Genomic DNA, 19,087 nt, shown 5'->3' on the forward strand with positions numbered 1-19,087 from the left:
ACCTTCCAGTCCAGTGGCGAGTCCAGCAATGCGCAGCTGGATCTGCAGCGCGTGCTGCATCGCGATGGCACCAGCAAGACCTCGGCCGGTGTGGTGGTTGGCCGGCGGCGTGCGCGCAGTTATCTGGATGGTGTGGAGATCGGTATCCAGCGCCGCGATACCAGCAGCGCTGAGTTTTACTTCACGCATCGGCGCTATCTGGGCGCGATGCAGCTGGACGTGCGTCTTGCGCATCGGCGCGGAACTGGGGGTGCAAGGGCAATTGGTCGCTGCCGACGCGGTCGCGTTGAGTGCCGGCGCGGTCGATCTTGCGCAGCGCGCTGCGGTGTCTGCCGGCACCGATCTGGATCTGCACAGCACCGCTGCGCTGATCAATGCCGGCAGCGTTTACGCCGGTCGCGACCTGCGGCTCCAGGCCGGCGGCGTGGCCAACGCTGGCAGCATCACCGCTGCGCGCGACGCGCAGCTTGTCGTTGCCGCAGACGTCGTCAACAGCGGCACCGTTGTGGCTGGAAACGCATTGACGGTGGACGCCGCACAGTTGGAAAGCCGTGGCGATATCGGCAGCCAGCGTGGCGACACGACCTTGCGCGCCCGTGGTGGGATCGCACTGGGCGGCAACGCCGTGGCGGGTGGGGCGCTGGCAGTGGAGGCCGGCAGCGCGGCGCAACTCTCCGGGGCGGTCGACGCTGCGCGCCTGACCTTGCGCAGCTTCGGCAATGCCGAGGTATCGGGCACCTTGCAGACCACACACGGCGACGTCGCCATGGTCGCCGGCGGTGAGCTGGTCAACGATGCGCTAGTGAGTGCTGCGGGCGCGATCGACCTGCAGGCCGATGGCGCGCTGCGCCAGCGCGGCCAGCTGCGTAGCGCCGGCGCACTGCAACTGCGCGGTGGCACGGTCGAGCACGATGGGGTGATCGATGCCGGTGCCGATCTGCGCGTTGCAAGCGCCACCGATCTGGCGTTGAACGGCACGGTGCAGAGCGCAGGTACGGCCACGCTGCAGGTGGGCAATGCGCTGGAAAATCGCGCAAACGTCGTTGCGAACGGCTTGTTGCAGATCGATGCGGCCTCGCTGCGTAATGCGCAGGGCGCGGCACTCTCCTCCAACGCCGATGCGGTTGTAAGAACCAGCGGTGTGCTGGACAACGCTGGTAGCCTTTACAGCGCTGATGCAGTACAGCTTGCGGCTGGCACGCTGCTCCAGAGCGGCCGGATTGGCGCCGGCAATACGCTGACCGCAACGGTTGGCGATGCGTTCGACAACACCGGCAATGTGGTTGCCCGAGACCTGCTGCAGATCGATGCCGGCAGCCTGCGCAGTGACGGCCAACTCGGCAGCGAGGCGGGCAGCGTCCGGCTGGCGAGCCGGGGCGACATGCGGGTGCAGGGCGTCACGGCAGCGGCGACGTCGCTACAGGCCAGTGCTGGTGGCGATCTGCAGCAGGCGGGCACGCTGACGGGACAGTCGGTCGCCTTGATCGCTGGGCGGGACCTCACCGCGGCCGGCACAGTGCAGGCGTCGACGCTGGATCTGCAGGCGCAGCGTGCGCTGACGTTTGCTGCGCAAGGCCAGGTACACGGCGATGCGTCCTTGCGCGCGAGCAGCGTAACCACGCGCCAGGACGCAGTGCTGCAAATTGGTGGTGCCCTGACGCTGGAAGGCGGCGCTGTCGATAGCCGCGGCACGCTGGACGCCGGCACCGATCTGCAGGTCCGCAGCCAGGGCGATCTCGCGCTGGCTGGCGTGGCCCAGGGTGGGCGAGACGTGCATCTCACCGCTGCCAATGCGGTGCGCAACGCCGCGCATGTGGTGGCTGGACGCGATCTGACCGTGCTGGCGCAGCAACTGGATAACGCTGCCGCCGGTGTCCTGGCCGGCGAGGGCGATGTGGCGTTGACCACGGTGGCGCAGCTCGCCAACGCCGGCCGCGTGCAAGCCGGCGGCGATGTACGGCTCACGTCGGCAGCGCTGGAGCAAAGCGGCAGCGTCTCCGCGGGCAAGGCCTTGAATGTTGCGGTGGCTGGCACGCTGGATAACCGCGGGAGCCTGGTCGCCAGGGATGCGTTGCTGGTCGATGCAGCGCTCCTGCGCAGCAGTGGCCAGCTTGGCAGCGAGCGTGCCGATGTCACGCTGGCCAGCCAGGCGGACCTGCAGTTGGGCGGCGTGGTGTCTGCCGCGACCGCATTGCGTGCCAACGCCGGTGGCGACCTTCAACAATCCGGCACGCTCACTGCGCAGTCGCTTGCACTGCAGGCCGGTCGCGATCTGGCCGTCACTGGTGCCGTCCAGTCTGCCTCCACCCTGGATCTGCAGGCGCAGCGCACGCTCACGGTGGATGGGCAGATATCGAGCACGGGCAACACCGCGCTCACAGGCGTAGCCGTCACCACCGGCAGTGCGGCCGTGGTGAAGAGCGGTGCCGACATCAGCTTGGACGGCAGCGCCATCGATAGCCGCGGCGCACTCGATGCAGCCGCCGATCTGAGCGTGCGCAGCGCAGGCGATCTTGCACTGGGCGGTGTGGCCCAGGCCGGACGCGATGTCGCTCTGGCGGCCGACGGTGCATTGCGCAATTTCGCGCAAGTGATCGCCGCTCGCGATCTGGGCGTGCGCGCGGCCAGTGTCGACAACGCAGCCGATGCAACCCTGGGGGCACTGCGCGATCTGCGGATCGACGTCGCTGGCACGCTGGAGAACAGCGGCACCCTGCATGGCGAGCGTGGGCTTGCGCTGTCGACAGGCGCGTTGTTGCAGCGTGGCCGCCTCTACAGCGGGGATGCGATGTCCATTGCATCGACCGGCGCGTTCGAGAATGTCGGCCAACTGGTATCCGGCAAGGACCTGACCATCGGGGCGAGCAACATCGTCAGCAACGGCCAGCTTGGCTCGGTGACGGGCGCACTGACGCTGACCAGCCAGAACGCCATCGACCTGCGCGGCGTCGTGTCTGCTGCCACTGCACTGCAGGCCACCGCGGCTGGCGACCTGCTGCAGACGGGCACCCTCGGTGCGCAGACTGTCAGCTTGCAGGCAGGGCGCGACCTCACTGCCGGCGGCACGCTGCAATCGGCCTCTACGCTGGATCTGCAGGCGCAGCGCGTGCTTGCCTTGAATGGCCAGGCGCAGGCGGGCAGTGTTGCCGCATTGCGTGGCCACAGCATCGCCACCGGTGCTGCCGCCGTGCTGAAAAGCGCGGGTTTGATCACCCTGGACGGTGCAGCCATCGACAGTCGCGGTACGCTCGATGCGGGCAGCGATCTGCGCGTGACCAGCACCGGTGGCCTCGCCTTGGCAGGGGTGGCGCAAGCCAACCGCGATGCGGTTCTCAACGCCGCAGGTGGCCTGAGCAATGCGGCTCAGGTGATTGAAGGCCGCGATCTTTCGGTGCAGGCAGGTACGGTTACCAATGCCGCGTCTGGCGCGCTGGCTGCCGAAGGCGTTGTCACGCTGACGACCGGTGCGCTGCAGAACGCCGGTAGCGTGCAGAGCGGTGGCGACCTTCGCATCACCGCAGCCAGCCTGGATCAAAGTGGTGTGGCAAATGCCGGCAAGGCGTTGACCGCCACTGTCACCGGAGTGCTGGACAATCGCAGCAGCCTGATCGCCACCGACCGCCTGGTCGTGGATGCAGGCAACCTGCGCAGCAGCGGCCAGCTCGGGAGCCAGACAGCCACTGTCGATCTGAGCAGCCGTGGCGAAATGACGCTGCAGGGCGTGGTTGCCGCTGCGACCACGTTGCAGGCAACCGCGGCTGGCGATCTGCAGCAAGGCGGATCGCTGAAGGCGCAGTCGGTTGCACTGCATGCCGGGCGCGATCTGGTCGCGGCAGGCGCGTTGCAGTCCGGCTCTGCGCTGGACCTGCAGGCGCAGCGCGCGCTTGCATTGAACGGGCAGGCGTCCAGTGTCGGCGATGCCACCCTGCGCGCTGCAACCATCAGCACGGCGCAAGCGGCCGTGCTTCAGACCGGTGGCGCAATCAGTCTGGATGGCGCGGCGATCGATAGCCGCGGCGCCCTCGATGCATCCACCGATTTGAATTTGCGCAGTACCGGCAATCTGGCCGTTGCCGGGGTTGCGCAGGCCGATCGCGCCGTGGTGCTGAGTGCGGCCGGCACGCTGACCAACGCGGCGCAGGTCGTTGCCGGCCAGAATCTGAGCGTCACCGCCGCCAGTGCAAGCAATACGGGTACGGGTGTATTGCTTGCGCAAGGCGACACCACGCTGACCATCGCAGGGTTGCTCGACAATGCCGGCGCGATCCGCGCAGGCAATCTGCTGACGCTCGGCGTCGGCGCGCTGCGCCAGACCGGGCAGGCGTACGGCCTGCGGCGTCTTGGCCTGACGGCATCGGGTGCCGTGGACAATCGCGGTGACCTGATCGGCGGCAACGGCTTGCGCGTGGAGGCCGGGCAGCTGAGCAGCAGCGGTCAACTGGGCAGCGAGCGCGGCGATGTCGCCCTGATCAGCCGCGGCAACCTGCAGCTGGACGGCAACCTGGCCGCGGCAGCGGCGTTTTCCGCGCAGGCCGACGGCAGCCTGTCGCAGAGCGGTCGCCTGAGTGCGGGCAGCAGCCTGGACCTGCACTCCAAGGGCGATCTCACTGTTGCAGGGCAGCTGTCTGGCCAACAGACCACGCTGACCAGCGATGCGGTGCTGCGTCAGCAAGGTGTCGTCAGTGGTGCAACCGTGGGCCTGCAAGGTGCACGCATCGAACATGCAGGACAGACCACAGCAGCGGGCAACCTCAGCCTGCGTGCCGGCGACATCAGCGTTGCCGGCACCGTGGGTGCGGGTATCGCGGCCGATGGCAATCTGGGGACGGGAAGCACCCTGAGCCTGGTCGCAGACCGCCAACTGGGCGTGTCCGGCAAGCTGCTGGCAGGGGGTAATCTCCTGCTGCAGGGCAGTCAGCTGGGCCTTGCCGGTGCCAACACGCGTGCCACCGGCAATGCGGTCCTCGCGACCGCCGGAAGCCTCGATCATCGGGGCGCCGATCTGCTCGCCGGTGGCAGCTTGACCATCCAGGCCGGCGGTACCATCGATAACAGCCGGCTCAATGCGGTTGGCGGCCAGATGCAGGCCAGCCAGCTCAGCATCGACGGTGGCAGTTTGAACAATGCCGGTGGTCGTCTGGTACAGAGCGGCAGCGGTCTGACCCGTGTCGGCATCGGCGGCGCCATCGACAATACCGCCGGCACCGTGGCCAGCAATGGTCAGGATCTGACCATCACGGCGGCAAGCCTGGAGAACGCACAGGGACGGATCGAGCATGCCGGTAGCGGCAACCTGTCGGTCACCAGCCGCGGCGCGCTGGGTAACAGCAGTGGACGCATCCTCACCCAGGGCCAGCTCACCCTGGATGCGAGCAGCGGGTTGAACAATCAGGGCGGCACCATCGCCGCAGCCGGCGATGCAGCATTGACGGCGGCCAGCCTCAACAACACTGGTGGCTCGGTCGCCACACGCGGCCTGAGCATACAGACGGGCGGTGCCACCGATAACCGTAACGGCCTGCTGCAGGCCAGTGGTGGCGCGTTGACCCTGCGTGCCGACAGCCTCAGCAATGCCGGCGGCCTCGTGCAGGCGGTTGCCAGCGGCGGGGCAGGCGGCAGCCTGCGTGCGGAACTCAACCGTGGCCTGGATAACGGCAACGGCATCATCGGCGCCAGTACCGATGCGGTGATCACTGCGGAGAACATCAGCAGCACCGGCGGCAGCCTGCAGGCGGCACGCGACCTCAGCGTCACTGCGCGCGGCCAGCTGGACAATCACCAGAACGCCAAGCTCAGTGCCGGGCGCGATCTCACCCTCGCCGTCGCAGGCGCGCTACTCAACAGTGGTGGCCAGCTCGATGCCGGCAATACGCTGACCGCTTCCGGTGGGCTGATCGACAACACGCAAGGCAGCATCGTCAATAACGGCGCTGGCCTGACGCGCATCACCACCGGCGGCGCCCTGACCAACAGCAGCGGCAATCTGGGCGGTCGCGGCAGCGTGGTCATCGATGCTGCCAGCATCGCCAACACCAGCGGTCAGCTGGTGGCCGCTGGCGACCTGATCGCCAACACCAATGGCTTGAACAACCAGGGCGGCAACGTCTATGCCGGCGCAAGCTTCCTGCTGCAGCGCGCAGGCGCCACGCTGGACAACCGCAACGGCAAGATCAAGGCCGAACAAGCGGTCCGCCTGAATCTGCAGAGCCTAAGCAACGCCGGTGGACAGATCGGCGCAGGCAGCACGACCGGCGGTGCCGGCGATGTGGTGATCGATACCGTGGGGTTCGATGGTGGCGGCAGCATCCTGGCGCAGAACCTGCTGGATCTGACCCTGCGTAGCGACTACACCCATCGTGCTGGCGAGGACCTGGTCAGCAACGGAAACTTCAACCTTCGCGTGGGCGGCAACCTCGTCAACGAATCCACGCTCAAGGCCGCACGTGCGCTGGACATCACTGCCAGCAGCATCACCAACCGCGCCGGCGCCAGCATCCTGTCCAACGATACCCGCCTCAATGGCGGCACTGTCATCGACAACGCCGGCAGCATTTCCGGTAACGGCGCCTTGTCGCTGGTTGCCAATAGCGTCTACAACACCGGCAGCATCGTGGGTGGAAATGTGTCGGTGAATACCGGCACGCTGGTCAATGGCGCCGATCTCGGCGGCGCGACCGACAATGCCGCCTATGGCTCGGCCTTGCTCGGCTCCACTGGCAACATGAACCTTGTCGTGCGCGATCAGCTGCTCAACCGCGATGCGCGCATCTTCAGCCTGGGCAATATCGCGATTGGTGGCGCGCAAGATGGTGGCGGCACCCTGGTAGCGCGTACGGGTGTGGTGAATAACTTTTCGGGCAGTATTGAGGCGGATGGGAGTGTTTTGATTGCGGCCCAGCAGCTGAATAATCGGCGGCGTGTGGTGAATACAACCAGCGTCTCCACCAATCCCGGCAACGATGATGTTTATTCGGGTGGTGAGCTCATTGAAGGCAAGGCGATCCGGAACATCCAGGGCGCCCGGGCGCCTTATCCCTACACGGGGCTTGCGCCAGGCATTTATCGCAACTATCAGGTGATCCAGCAGGAGCAGCTGTCTTCCGCAAGCGCAGAGGGAAGAATTGCGGCGGGCGGAAACATCCTGCTGTCGGGGAGCGTGACGAACAATGCCTCCACCATTGCGGCGGCAGGCGTGTTCGCTGCCAACCAGCGCGGTCTTGGCGGACTCTCGGACGGGATGATCGTAGGCGGCGAGCAACTGCTCAACCAGGCGCTGGCGTTGAATCAGACGGTTCGACAAAGCGACGTGGAACATATCGTCACCGCGATTACCAATGACTGCATGCAGCCGGTCGGGCAGAAGGTCGTTTGCTACTACGAAGAAGAAGACCAGCGGCTGAGCTCCTCAACGGTCAGCAGCAGCTACATCGCCCTGGGCGCCAGCATGACCGGCAACCAGGGCGTCAGCATCAATGGCGCCAATATCAGCAATGGCGCTGTCGGTAGCGATGGTCGCAGCATCAGTGGCGCTTCGCTGACGGGTGTGGGCGCGCAAGGCGGCTTGAGCGGTCGCACCGCGCAGAGCGCCGGCGGAGTGGGCGGCCAGGCCGTGGTCGGTCGCGCCAACGGTGGCGCAGGCAGCATCCAAGTTGCGACCGGCACCAGCGGCAGCGCAGGCCCCCAAGTCGGCGCCAACACGCAGGACGCCACGCTCGCCACGTCCGGCGGCATCGTCGCGATGTCGGTCGCACCGGTGATGTCCAACGACAGTGGGCTGGTGCGCAGCAGCGTCGATCAGACGCATGTGCAGACCACCGCCTCCGGTACCGGTGTCACCGCAGGCGCGAATGAAACCCGCACGCGTGTCGACCCCGCCACCATACCGGTCACCAATATCGTTGGCGGCGGCCAGACGTCGCTGACGCAGATCGATCTGCCCATCGGCGGCCTGTATCGCCTGTCCAACGGCGCGGCCACCGACCGCACGGCAATGGGCCGCGCGGCCACCGGCCTCGGTGGCATCAACGCCTGGCGCAGCAACGGCCCGGGCCGTCGCTACCTGATCGAGACCGATCCGCGTTTTGTCAACTACGACAACTTCATCAGCAGCGACTTCCTGCTGGACAAGCTGGGCGTGGATCCGGAGTGGACCCAGACCCGGCTGGGCGACGGCTTCTACGAGCAGCGTCTGGTGCTGGACCAGATCACCCAGCTCACCGGCCGCCGCTACCTGGGCAACTACGCCGATGGCGTGGCGCAATACCGCGCCTTGCTCGAATCCGGCGTGGCCGCTGCAGGCCAGCTGCAGCTGAGCATGGGCGTGGGCTTGACTGCCGCGCAGGCGGCTGCACTCACGCAGGACATCGTGTGGATGGTGGAGCAGGACTACCAGGGCCAGACCGTGCTGGTGCCGGTGGTGTATCTGGCGTCCAACTCGCTGCAGCTGCGCGGCAATGGCGCGCTGATCGCCGGCGGCAACGTCGCGCTCAACGCCACCAACGCCATGAGCAACCAGGGCGTGATCGCCGGTGCCGATGTCAGCGTCACCGCCGGCAACCTGCTCAACCAGGGCCGCATCGGCGGCACGGGCAGCGTGGCGCTGGAAGCGCGCAACGACCTGCTCAATCAAGGCCAGATCCAGGGCCGCGATGTCGCATTGGTGGCCGGTAACAACCTGGTCAGCGAAGCATCCAAGGCCATCAACGGCGTCGGGATCCTGTCAGGCATCACGGCCAGCAACACGCTGCAACTGATGGCCGGCAACGACATGACATTGACCGGCACCCGCGTGCAGGCCGGCGGCAGCGCGGCGTTGATCGCGGGCAACAACCTCAGCCTGACTCCAAGTGCCTTGCGCAATGACAACGGCCTGCTGCGTGGCGGCGACGGCGTGTCGGTGACCACGGGCAGGGACCTGATCGTCTCGGCCGGCAACGACCTGCAACTGCACGGCGTGACCATCGCCGCCGCCGGCAGCGCCGCGCTGCAGGCGGGCAACAACCTCTCGCTGACCCCGACCGCCGGTCTGGATGGCAAGGTCGCCACGCGTACCAACATCCGCACCGGCGACAGCCTGCAGCTGACCGCCGGCAACGACCTGACCATCCGCCAGGCAGATGTCAAAGCCGGTGGCGACCTGATCGCTGCCGCGGGCAACAACCTCAACGTCGAATCCGTCCTCAACGACAGCCAGACCGATAGCTACAAGACCCGCAACGGCAAGACCCGCGTCAGCACGACCACGACCACGCAAACCATCGACCAGCAGGCGCTTACCGCCGGCGGCAACCTGATCCTCAGCGCCGGCAACGACGTCAACCTGGTCGCCGCCAGCGAGCAGCACGATGCCGTGCAGGACATGACCAAGAAGAAGAAGGGCACGTTCAGCAGCAAGACCACCACCACGCATGATGCGTGGCAGGACAATGTGGCGGTCACCACCACGCTCAGTGGCGACACGGTACAGATCGCGGCGGGCAACGATCTGCTGTCGCAGGGTGCGCAAGTCGCCAGCACTGGCGATGTGGTGTTGGCCGCAGGCAACAACCTCACGCTGGACACGGTGCAGAACACGCACAGCGAAGAGCACGAAAAGACCGTCAAGAAATCCGGTCTCTACGGCGGCGGCGGATTCAGCGTCGCCCTGGGCGTGACCAAGAAGACCGATGGATTAGACGTTACCGAGGTCACCAACACCGGCAGCCTGGTCGGAAGTACGGATGGCTCGGTGACGATGACCGCCGGCAACAAGGTCGCCATCACCGGTAGCGACGTGCTGAGCGCCACCAGCACCACCATCGTGGGCAAGGAAGTCACGATTGCTGCGGCGGAAAACACCGTGGACACGGTGCAGACCTCCAAGCAGCAGAGTGCGGGTATCACTTTAGGATTGACCGGTGGGGTGGTGGCTGCCGCAGAAGCGGCCTACAACGCAACCAAACGTGGTTCAGAGGTAGAGGATGACCGTCTAAAAGTACTCTACGCCGCCAAGGCGGGTTACGCCGTCAGCGATGGCGTGGCCGAATACCAAGCAGCTGCGGCCGCTGGCAGCAGTATGGGGGGCGTGAGTCTACGCATCGGGATCGGTGCCAGCAGTGCGTCGAGCAAGACGACCACGCACGAGGAAACCACTGGCGGTAGCCAAATCCTAAGCGAGGGCAACGTCACCATCGCAGCGACCAGCGGTGACCTGAATGTCATTGGTAGCAAGATCAATGGTGAAAATGTCGCGCTGTCTGCGGCGAACGACTTGAACTTGCTGAGCAACCTGGAGACCAACACCAACAAGGCGGAGAACAAGAACGCCGGCGGCGAGATTGGTGTGAGCGTTGGCACCACGACAGGTGTGTATCTGACTGCCTATGCCGGCAAAGGCAGCGCCAAGGGCAATAGTGACGTGCACGCTGAGAGCGTGGTGACTGCCAATGACAGGTTGACGCTGATCAGTGGTAACGACACTACGATCAAGGGCGCACAAGCAATCGGCGACAGCGTGCTGGCCGACGTTGGCGGTGACCTGCTGATCCAAAGTGAGCAAGACACCAGCGACTACAAGAGCAAACAGCAGCAGGCAGGCATGACGTTGGTGTGGGGCTTTAGCGGCAGTAGTGCAAACTACAGCCAGCAGAAGGTCAATAGCAGCTACACCAGTGTCAATGAACAAAGCGGCATCCAGGCCGGCAATGGCGGATTTGATATCACCGTTGGTGGCAATACGCACCTCGTTGGCGGTGCGATTGCAAGCACGGCGGATGCGGCGCTCAATCGCCTGTCTACGGAAAGCCTGACTGTAGATGATCTTCAGAACGAAGCCAAAGCAAAGGCATCGAACATCGGGGTGGGCGCGGGGACCAGTGGTGCAGGATTAGCGCAATCCGCCGCAAGTGCAGGGCTCAGTGCTCTGGGTAGTGCCAATAGCAATGCAACAAGTACGACTCGCAGTGACATTGCTGCGGGTGCTATTGAGATACGTAACAAGGATCTCAGCGCGCTGGACGGTCTGGAACGCAGCGCATCAATGCTTGATGGCAATAGCGTCAAGGCGATTGATACGAACAAGTTGCAGGAACAGGTCGAGCTGAGCCAGGTTGCAGGTGAGGTCGGATTCCGCACTGCGAAGGAAGTAATTGCTGCACGGCGCGACGCGGCAACAGACGAACTGAAGGCTGCCGCCGAGGACTATCAAGCAGCCACAACCGATGAAGAACGTGCGGCAGCAGTGATGCGGCGTGACGCGGCTCAATCCAGCCTCAAGCAGTGGTCCGATGGCGGCAACGCCAAGATGGCAACGCAGGTGCTGGCAGGCGTATTCCAGGCGAGCCTGGGCGGGGGCAGCGCTCTAGGCGCTGCTGCTGGTGTGGCTGCCAACGAAGGATTTCTGACCAAGCTATCAGCAAGCATCAACAAGGATATGGATGGCGATGGTATCGCCCACGAAGGATCGATGAACCTGGCCAGCATTGGCCTGGGTTTGGTCGCTGGCGGTCTGATGGGGGATGCCACGTCGGGCGCCATCGCCGCCAGCACCTCCCAGCAATATGGCTATTACGACTACCGCGACGGTAAGCGACAGCTACTGGCCTCCGATGCTCTGCGTGAGATGGCGGGCGGTGACGAAGCTTTGCTGCAAGGCATGCGTACGCTGATCAACGAGGCAATCAAGAATGGTGCAGATCCAGCCAGCCTTGCGGCGGCGCTGACAACGCCTGGCGTCGCCAACAACATGGCCAGTATGGCGCTGGTTGAAGCATCGGCGCAGAGGCAATTCGGCAAGAGTTTCAGTGCTCTGGATATGGTGGATCAGAAGTCGGTTCTCGGGCTGCTGGGCAAGGTCTATGTTGAAGGCGCCCAAAGCATCGGTCTTGATGGACAGCCTCTCGCTGCTCTTGGAAGTGCCGAGAAGCTTCCAGCAGTAGAGGTGGTCGGTAAATCGTCCGGGGGGCTACTGCACGCCGGTCAGCTTGTCAGCGGGGTCATCGAGAGTGGTGGCCGCGGCGTCGAGAGGGCAAGCAACTGGCTGGGCCAAGACACAGCGTTGGCGCTCGCTTACGTCGCAATGGCAGCTGCTGGCGGACCGGTCAAGACCGTCGCGAGTACGCTGTTCGAAAACTCTGCGCCAGGAGAGTTCCTGCAGAACAAGAAGCAGCAGTATCTGGTTGATCCGTTTGGGAATTTTATTGGGACTTATGGCCTAGGAGCCCAGGGCGAGCAGCAGCTTCAATCGGTAAGACCTGCAAGCAGCGTGATGGCAGGGATGGGTGTCGATGCGATGATGTCTGTCGCCGGTATTGTCACTGCTGGCACGGGCGCGCGAAGCTTACTTGAGAATTCGCTAGGAATTGGCAAGAAGTTAGACAACGTCGAGTATCAATTGGCAGGAGATGGTATCGGAGGTCCACATCGGCAAACTAGTAAGCCTGCGGGAGATGGATTGGATTCACATCATTGTCCCGCAAAGGATTGTTACACAGCTGCTCCTATCAGCAGTAGCAGAGGTCCTGCAATTAAGATGGATCCTGACGATCACAGAAAAACTGCAAGTAATGGGTCGGGAGATGACGCTGTTGCTTACCGTGCAAAGCAGAAGGAGCTGTTAGAGCAAGGACGCTTGATGGAGGCGCAGCAGATGGATATCGATGATATTCGCTCAAAGTTCGGCAGCAAGTACGATGATGCGATTAAGCAGATGGTGCCGACGTCCCCCCATCCTGAGTAGCAGTCGGGTTTAGAGTCCGGGGTTGATGATATCGCTGTTGGCCAGGTGCTGGGCATAGGCCGTCGGCGTCATTCCGCCGNNNNAAAGCAATCGGCGGAATGACGCCGACGGCCTATGCCCAGCACCTGGCCAACAGCGATATCATCAACCCCGGACTCTAAACCCGACTGCTACTCAGGATGGGGGGACGTCGCCACAGGTAGTAGGAAGCCTCACTGAAACCATGCCGACGGCAAAGGTCCTTGATCGGCATACCGGCCTCGGCTTCGCGAAGGAAGCCAATGATCTGTTCTTCGGAAAAACGCTTCTTCACGTCCAATCTCCTCGGGGTAGGGAATTGGACTCCAAACTAAGGCGCTACTCAAACTTGGGGGGACGTCGGTGGAGTACACTAAGACTCTCGACCCTAAAGATTTTATCCCGAAGAAATGAAAATAGAATTTGTTTGCCAGAATGGGGCTGTTGGGCCGTTGCATGTTGGGATGCGGCGAGCTGAAGTGCGTTATATGTTGGGTGGTATTTACGAGGAATTTAAGAAGTCGCCGTTTTCAGAAAATACTACAGATGATTTTCCGCATCTAAAATTGCACGTTTTCTATTCAAAAAATGACATTATTAAGGGGGTTGAATTATTCCCGGCTGATGGAATTTTTTTCAAAGGTTATAATTTATTTTCTCTAAAGTTAAATGATTTATTAATAATTCTTGATAAATTGAGTGTTGGTTACGAAATTGGAGATGTTGGAATTCGTATTCCCGAGGCTGGCATTCGAGTTTATGCTCCTGAAATATTGGATTCTAATGTGGCCTCGATAGAGGCGATTTATTGCGAGCTATAACTGATGTCTAAGTGTCAGGTTTGGAATTGATTGTGAATTTAAATTGATCTGGTTAGCCCGTTTGGCGCCAATGTCTATTGCGCCTGATCCAGCTTAGAAATATGGGCGATTAGAGGCGTGTATGACGCGGTGCGTGAAATGAGGACGTGCGTCTGTGCCATATCGCTTGCGCTGCAGCAGATCAGTCCGTAGGAGCAACACTCACGATCAGCTCGCCATCGCGTATGCGAATGTGAAGTTTGCTGCCGATGGCAAAGCCCATTTCTTCCAGCCAGCGACCACGCAAGCGTACTGTAGGAATGCGTTGATCGCTGGCGGAGTAGTAGCAATAACCGACGGTCAGCTGCTGCGGCGGGCGCGGGCGACGTTTTGCGCGCTGTTGTTTGACCATGTCGGCGGCGTTGGCGGCTTGAACCTCTTCGGGGGTGAGCAGCGGGGTACGCGGCGACTCTTTGATGCGCCAGACCGCGTCGCGGGGTGATTGACGCTTTACGCGCTTGCGTGTGCGAGATGGCGGTTGACGCATGGCAAAGCCCTCCGTTGCGAACAGGCGCCGTCGCCGATCAGCGACGGGATGTCGGGAGGTTAGAAACCGCACGTAGCCGGCGGGCGTATTTCCCCAAAGGGTGTTGTATTAGCCGCCCTCCCGACGCAGGCATCGCGTCGGTTGCGCCAGCAAAGATGCAGGCACAAAAAACCCACCGGTTTGACGGAGGTGGGTACCGCTACGTGAGGAGTTTCTACGCTCCTTGGAGCAAGAGATTGCTACCGCGCAGGAACCATGTCAATGGCTTCGTAACCTCGCGCTCAACGCCACCAACTCCATGAGCAACCAGGGCGTCATCGCCGGCGCCGACGTCAGCATCACCGCAGGCAACCTGCTCAACCAGGGCCGCATTAGCGGCACTGGCAGCGTGGCATTGGAAGCGCGCAATGACTTGCTCAACCAGGGCCAAATTGAGGGCCGCGATGTTGGGCTGGCGGCCGGCAACAATCTGGTCAGCGAAGCGGCCAAGGCCATCAATGGCGTCGGCATCCTGTCCGGCATCAGTGCCAGCAATACATTGCAACTGTTTGCCGGCAACGATATGACCCTGACCGGCACCCGCGTGCAGGCGGGCGGCAGTGCGGCGCTGATCGCAGGCAACAATCTGAGCCTGACGCCCAGCGCCTTGCGCGACGACAACGGCCTGCTGCGCGGCGGCGATGCGGTATCGGTGACCACCGGCAAGGATCTGGTGATGTCTGCAGGCAACGACCTGCAACTGCATGGCATGACCATCAAAGCCGGCGGCAGTGCCGCACTGCAGGCAGGCAACAACCTGTCGCTCACCCCGACCACGGGTCTAGACGGCAAGCCCGCCACGCGCACCAGCATCCGCACCGGCGACAGCCTGCAACTCACCGCCGGCAACGACCTGACCATCCGTCAGGCCGAGGTCAAGGCGGGCAGTGATCTGATCGCCGCAGCCGGCAACAACCTCACTGTCGCGTCCGTGCTCAACGACAGCGAGACCAACAGCTACAACTCGCGCAACGGCAAGACCCGCGTCACCACCACCACGACCACCCAGACCATCGACCAGCAGGCGCTCACTGCCGGCGGCAACCTGATCCTCAGCGCCGGCAACGATGTCAATCTGGTCGCTGCCAAGCTCGATGCCGGTAAGGGCTTGGGGATCAGCGCAGGCAACGACATCAATGCCAGCACCCTGACCACGGTGGACACCAGCGATGTCCTGGAAACGCGCAAGCGCTTCAAGCAAACCACCAGAACCCGCGACGAAACCGTCCACGGCACCGAGTTCAGTGCCGGTGGCAATCTCGCCATGCAGGCGGGCAACGACATCACCCTCACCGCCGCATCGGCCGCCACCAAGGACGGCGGTATCACCCTGGCCGCCGGCAACGACGTCAACCTGCTCGCCGCCAGCGAGCAGCACGATGCCGTGCTGGACATGACCAAGAAGAAGAAGGGCACGTTCAGCAGCAAGACGACCACCACACATGATGCGTGGCAGGACACGCTGGCCATCGGCACCGCGCTGAGCGGCGAGTCGGTCAACATCTCGGCCGGCAATGATGTGGCGGTGGTCGGCTCTACTGTCCTCGCCGACGGCGATGTGCGCCTGGCAGCGGGCAACAACGTCACCATCGAATCCGCGCAGGACACCAGCAGCGAAACGCATCGCTTCAGCCAGAAACGCTCGGGCCTGACCGGCAGCATCGGCGGTGGCGTTGCCAGCATTGGCTACAGCCATGCACGCAGCAACAGCGAGAATTCGACCGACTCGGTCACCCAGGTCGCTTCGTCAGTCGGCTCGACCGAAGGCAATCTCGTGGTCAGCGCCGGCAACCAGCTGACCATTGCCGCCTCCGACATCGGAGCCGGCAAGGACCTGACCCTGGCGGCCAAGGACATCGCGCTGCTGGCACGTCAGGACACGGTGGATAACGACGCCAGCCAGTCCAGCAAATCGAACGGCTTCTCGATTGGCGTGACCTACGATCCAGGTGCTTCCTACCGCAGTGCCCGCGATTCCACCACCAAGAACATGGTCGATACCGGCTCGACCATGAGCAAGATCAGCCGCGATGCCGAAGGCGCCGCGGCCGGCACCATGGCGGCGATCACCCCGGTGGTGATCCAGGCCAGCAGCCATCGCTCCAACGCGGCGCAGAACGAGAGCACCAGCGATGCGCGCGTCAGCCAGCTGGCCGCCGGCGGCAATCTCACCCTGCTCGCCAGCGACGGCTCGATCACCAGCCAGGGCACCCAGATGTCGGCCGAAGGCAACGCCCTGTTGCTGGCCAGCAAGGACATCGTGTTCGATGTTGCGCACAACACCCAGTCCAGCGGCAACGCCAGCACCGGCAATGGCTGGGGCTTCAACAACGCGGCCGGCTTGCCGTACGGCAACTACAACCAGCAAGGCACCGGCAACGGCCAGACCGACACCATCACCGGTACCCAGTTGTCGGTGGGCGGCAACACCAGCCTGACCACCACGCAAGGCGATATCTCTCTGACTGCAAGCAACATCGCCGCTCAGGGCGACGTGAGCCTGCGCGCGGCAGGTGACCTGACCATCCAGAGTGGGCAGGACATTCTCGGCAATGCCAACCAGTCCACTAGCAAGGGCATCGGCACGGTCGTCATCTCCGACACCGAGCGCTTCGCCGGCTACAACAAGAAGAACCACACCGACGACAATGCACAGGTCACGCAGGTGGCCAGCAATGTGGGCAGCCTGGGCGGCAATGTCAGCCTGACGGCTGGCGGTGCGTACACGCAGTCGGCCAGCAATGTGGTCGCTGCCAAGGACGTGGACATCACCGCCGCTTCGATCCAGCTGCTGACCGCCAACACCAGCAATTCCGCCTCACAGCAGGACGACGACCTCAAGATCGGCGCGTTCGCGCGCATCAAGTCCCCGCTGATCGATCTGATCAACAACGTGGACGATGCGCGCAAGTCTGATGGACGCTTGGGTGCGATGCAGGGGATGGCTGCTGCGGCTAACGCCTACCAGACGGCGCGGGCGGTGAAGAGCGGCTCGCTGCTCAGCGTGGAAGCCGGTGTCGGATTTGCGACCAGCGAAAACAGCTTCAACAGCAGCAGTCAGATATCGCAGGGTTCCACCATCACAGGCGGTGGCAACGTTAGCCTGAAAACCACCGAAGGCGACCTGCACATCGTGCAGGGCAACCTCAAGGCCGGCGACACGCTGCGCCTGGATTCGGCACGCGATCTGGTGTTGGAAGCGGGTAACTCCAGCAACACCGAGCAGAGCAAGGGCAGTAATGCAGGCTTTGAAGTCGGCGTTGGCGCCTCGGTCGGCGCGCAGACCGGCGTGTATGCCTATGTGCAGGCCAGCGTCGGCAGCCACAAGTCGAACGTGGATGGCAGCACCTGGCAGAACACGCAGCTGGCCGGTCAGAACATCGCACTCACCTCGGAAGGCGACACCACCTTGCGTGGTGCGGTGGTCAAGGGCGACCGGATCGATGTGCAGACCGGCGGCGACCTGACCATCGAGTCGCTGCAGGACAAGCTGGATATCCAGTCCAAGGAAAGCAGCGTCGGTGGCCGCGTGCAGGTGTCGTTCGGCACCGCCTGGGATGCCAGTGGCTACGCAAGCGGCGGCAAGGCCAACGGCAACTATCTGGGGGTGGTCGAACAGTCGGGCCTGTTCGCGGGCAGTGGCGGCTATCACGTCACCGCTGGCAACGTGAACCTGATCGGCGGCGCCATCGCCAGCACCAATGGCAGCGCTAGCGAACTGACCGCTGACTCGCTGACGTTCACCGATCTGAAGAACCGGATGGACTACAGCGCCTCGTCGGGCAGCATCAGCGGTGGCTTCGGCAGTACCGGCAACCAGACCGATGCCAACGGCAACCCGGTGCAGAAGAGCGCTGGCGAGCAATCCCGCGATATCGGCAACACCATCGCCAACGGTGACTACGGCAAGGCCAATACCGGCAGCTTCATGCCGGGCGTGCCGATGCACGAAAGCGGCAGCGACACCAGCTCTACCCGCGCCACGTTGACCGAGGGCACCATCAAGATCGGCGGCAAGGCGACCACCGCAGCAGCGACGGGCATCAACACCGATGCCAGTGCCGCGCACGAGGCCGTGGCCACATTGCCGGACGTGCGCAAGATCCTGGGCGAGCAGCAGGCAATGGCGGCGGCTGCCGGCACGGTCATCGCAACGGGCAGGCAGATCGGCCAGGACATTGCCGCATCCGCCGAGAACAACGCTCGCGCCATCGAAGATCAGTACAAGACTGGGCTCAAGACCGACGATGACAGGAATCGCTTTGCAGCGTTGACCCCCGCGCAGCGGGAAAGCGAACTGCTGCAGAACGTCCCCGACTACCGCGCGGCTTACGAGTCAAAGCAGCAGTGGGGCACGGGCGGCGACTACAGCCGTGCGTTGCAGGCGGTCACCACGGTGCTGGTCGGGAGCGTCGCCGGCCAGGGGGCGAGCCAAGTTGCCGGTAATGCACTGGCACCTTACGCCGCCCAACTGGTCGGCAAGGCCTTCGACCAAAACCACGGCAGCAACCCGAATGCCGTGCTGCAAGGCTTGTCGCATGCGGTCCTCGGCGCGGTGCTGGCCCAAGTCAACGGCACGTCGATGACCGGCGGTGCCCTCGCTGGCGCTGGCGGCGAGCTCGCAGCGCAGTACCTGACCAAGAGCCTGTATGGCGACGACCCGCAAGCCTATGGCCCGGATGGCAAGTTCGATCCTAACCAGCTGCCGGAAGCGGACAAGCAGATGCTGGTGTCGTTGTCGCAGGCCGTTGGTGCCATCGCGGGTGGGATGACGGGTGGGAGCTTGGCGGATGCTGCGTCCACCGCAGAGATTGCGAAGAATTCTGTCGAGAACAACTGGCTTACTAAGGAAACTCTGAACAACTCCCCCTGATCCTGCGACAATCGCACAGAGGCACCAGGACGATGACGATGCAACTGACCTTCGGCGACGCGGAGTACAACAGCAAGCGCAAGCGGACGCGGCGT

The 19,087-nt window shown here is 63.4% G+C and carries 3 protein-coding genes and 3 pseudogenes; 4 read left to right on the forward strand and 2 right to left on the reverse strand.

Annotated features, from left to right (window positions below; all coding sequences use genetic code 11):
• Positions 1–51 precede the first annotated feature (51 nt).
• Positions 52–201 (forward strand): annotated as a pseudogene (locus XCSCFBP4642_RS30740) (ShlB/FhaC/HecB family hemolysin secretion/activation protein); the annotation flags it as partial.
• The gene (locus XCSCFBP4642_RS30000; protein WP_228325726.1) at positions 128–12,715 is read left to right on the forward strand and encodes a hemagglutinin repeat-containing protein; all 12,588 of its coding nucleotides are present in this window, start codon (positions 128–130) and stop codon (positions 12,713–12,715) included. The pseudogene XCSCFBP4642_RS30740 and the gene XCSCFBP4642_RS30000, both read left to right, overlap by 74 nt.
• A 190-nt stretch (positions 12,716–12,905) precedes the next feature.
• On the opposite strand, the pseudogene XCSCFBP4642_RS26870 reads toward XCSCFBP4642_RS30000, so the two are convergent.
• A pseudogene (locus XCSCFBP4642_RS26870) lies at positions 12,906–13,028 on the reverse strand (transposase); the annotation flags it as partial.
• A gap of 115 nt (positions 13,029–13,143) precedes the next feature.
• Between XCSCFBP4642_RS26870 and XCSCFBP4642_RS28485 the strand changes: the two are divergent.
• Positions 13,144–13,554: a hypothetical protein gene (locus tag XCSCFBP4642_RS28485; protein ID WP_152527246.1), complete on the forward strand. Its 411-nt coding sequence runs from the start codon at positions 13,144–13,146 to the stop codon at positions 13,552–13,554.
• 181 nt (positions 13,555–13,735) lie between these two features.
• Here XCSCFBP4642_RS28485 and XCSCFBP4642_RS0110030 read toward each other — a convergent pair whose 3' ends face one another.
• Entirely contained in the window at positions 13,736–14,080 is a 345-nt protein-coding gene (locus tag XCSCFBP4642_RS0110030; protein WP_029219664.1) for a SymE family type I addiction module toxin, read from the reverse strand.
• 271 nt (positions 14,081–14,351) lie between these two features.
• On the opposite strand from XCSCFBP4642_RS0110030, the pseudogene XCSCFBP4642_RS0110035 reads away from it, so the two are divergent.
• Positions 14,352–18,992, forward strand: a pseudogene (locus XCSCFBP4642_RS0110035) (hemagglutinin repeat-containing protein); the annotation flags it as partial.
• Positions 18,993–19,087 lie beyond the last annotated feature (95 nt).

Origin of the sequence: Xanthomonas cassavae CFBP 4642 (assembly GCF_000454545.1) — a bacterium.
GTDB classification, from domain to species: domain Bacteria; phylum Pseudomonadota; class Gammaproteobacteria; order Xanthomonadales; family Xanthomonadaceae; genus Xanthomonas; species Xanthomonas cassavae.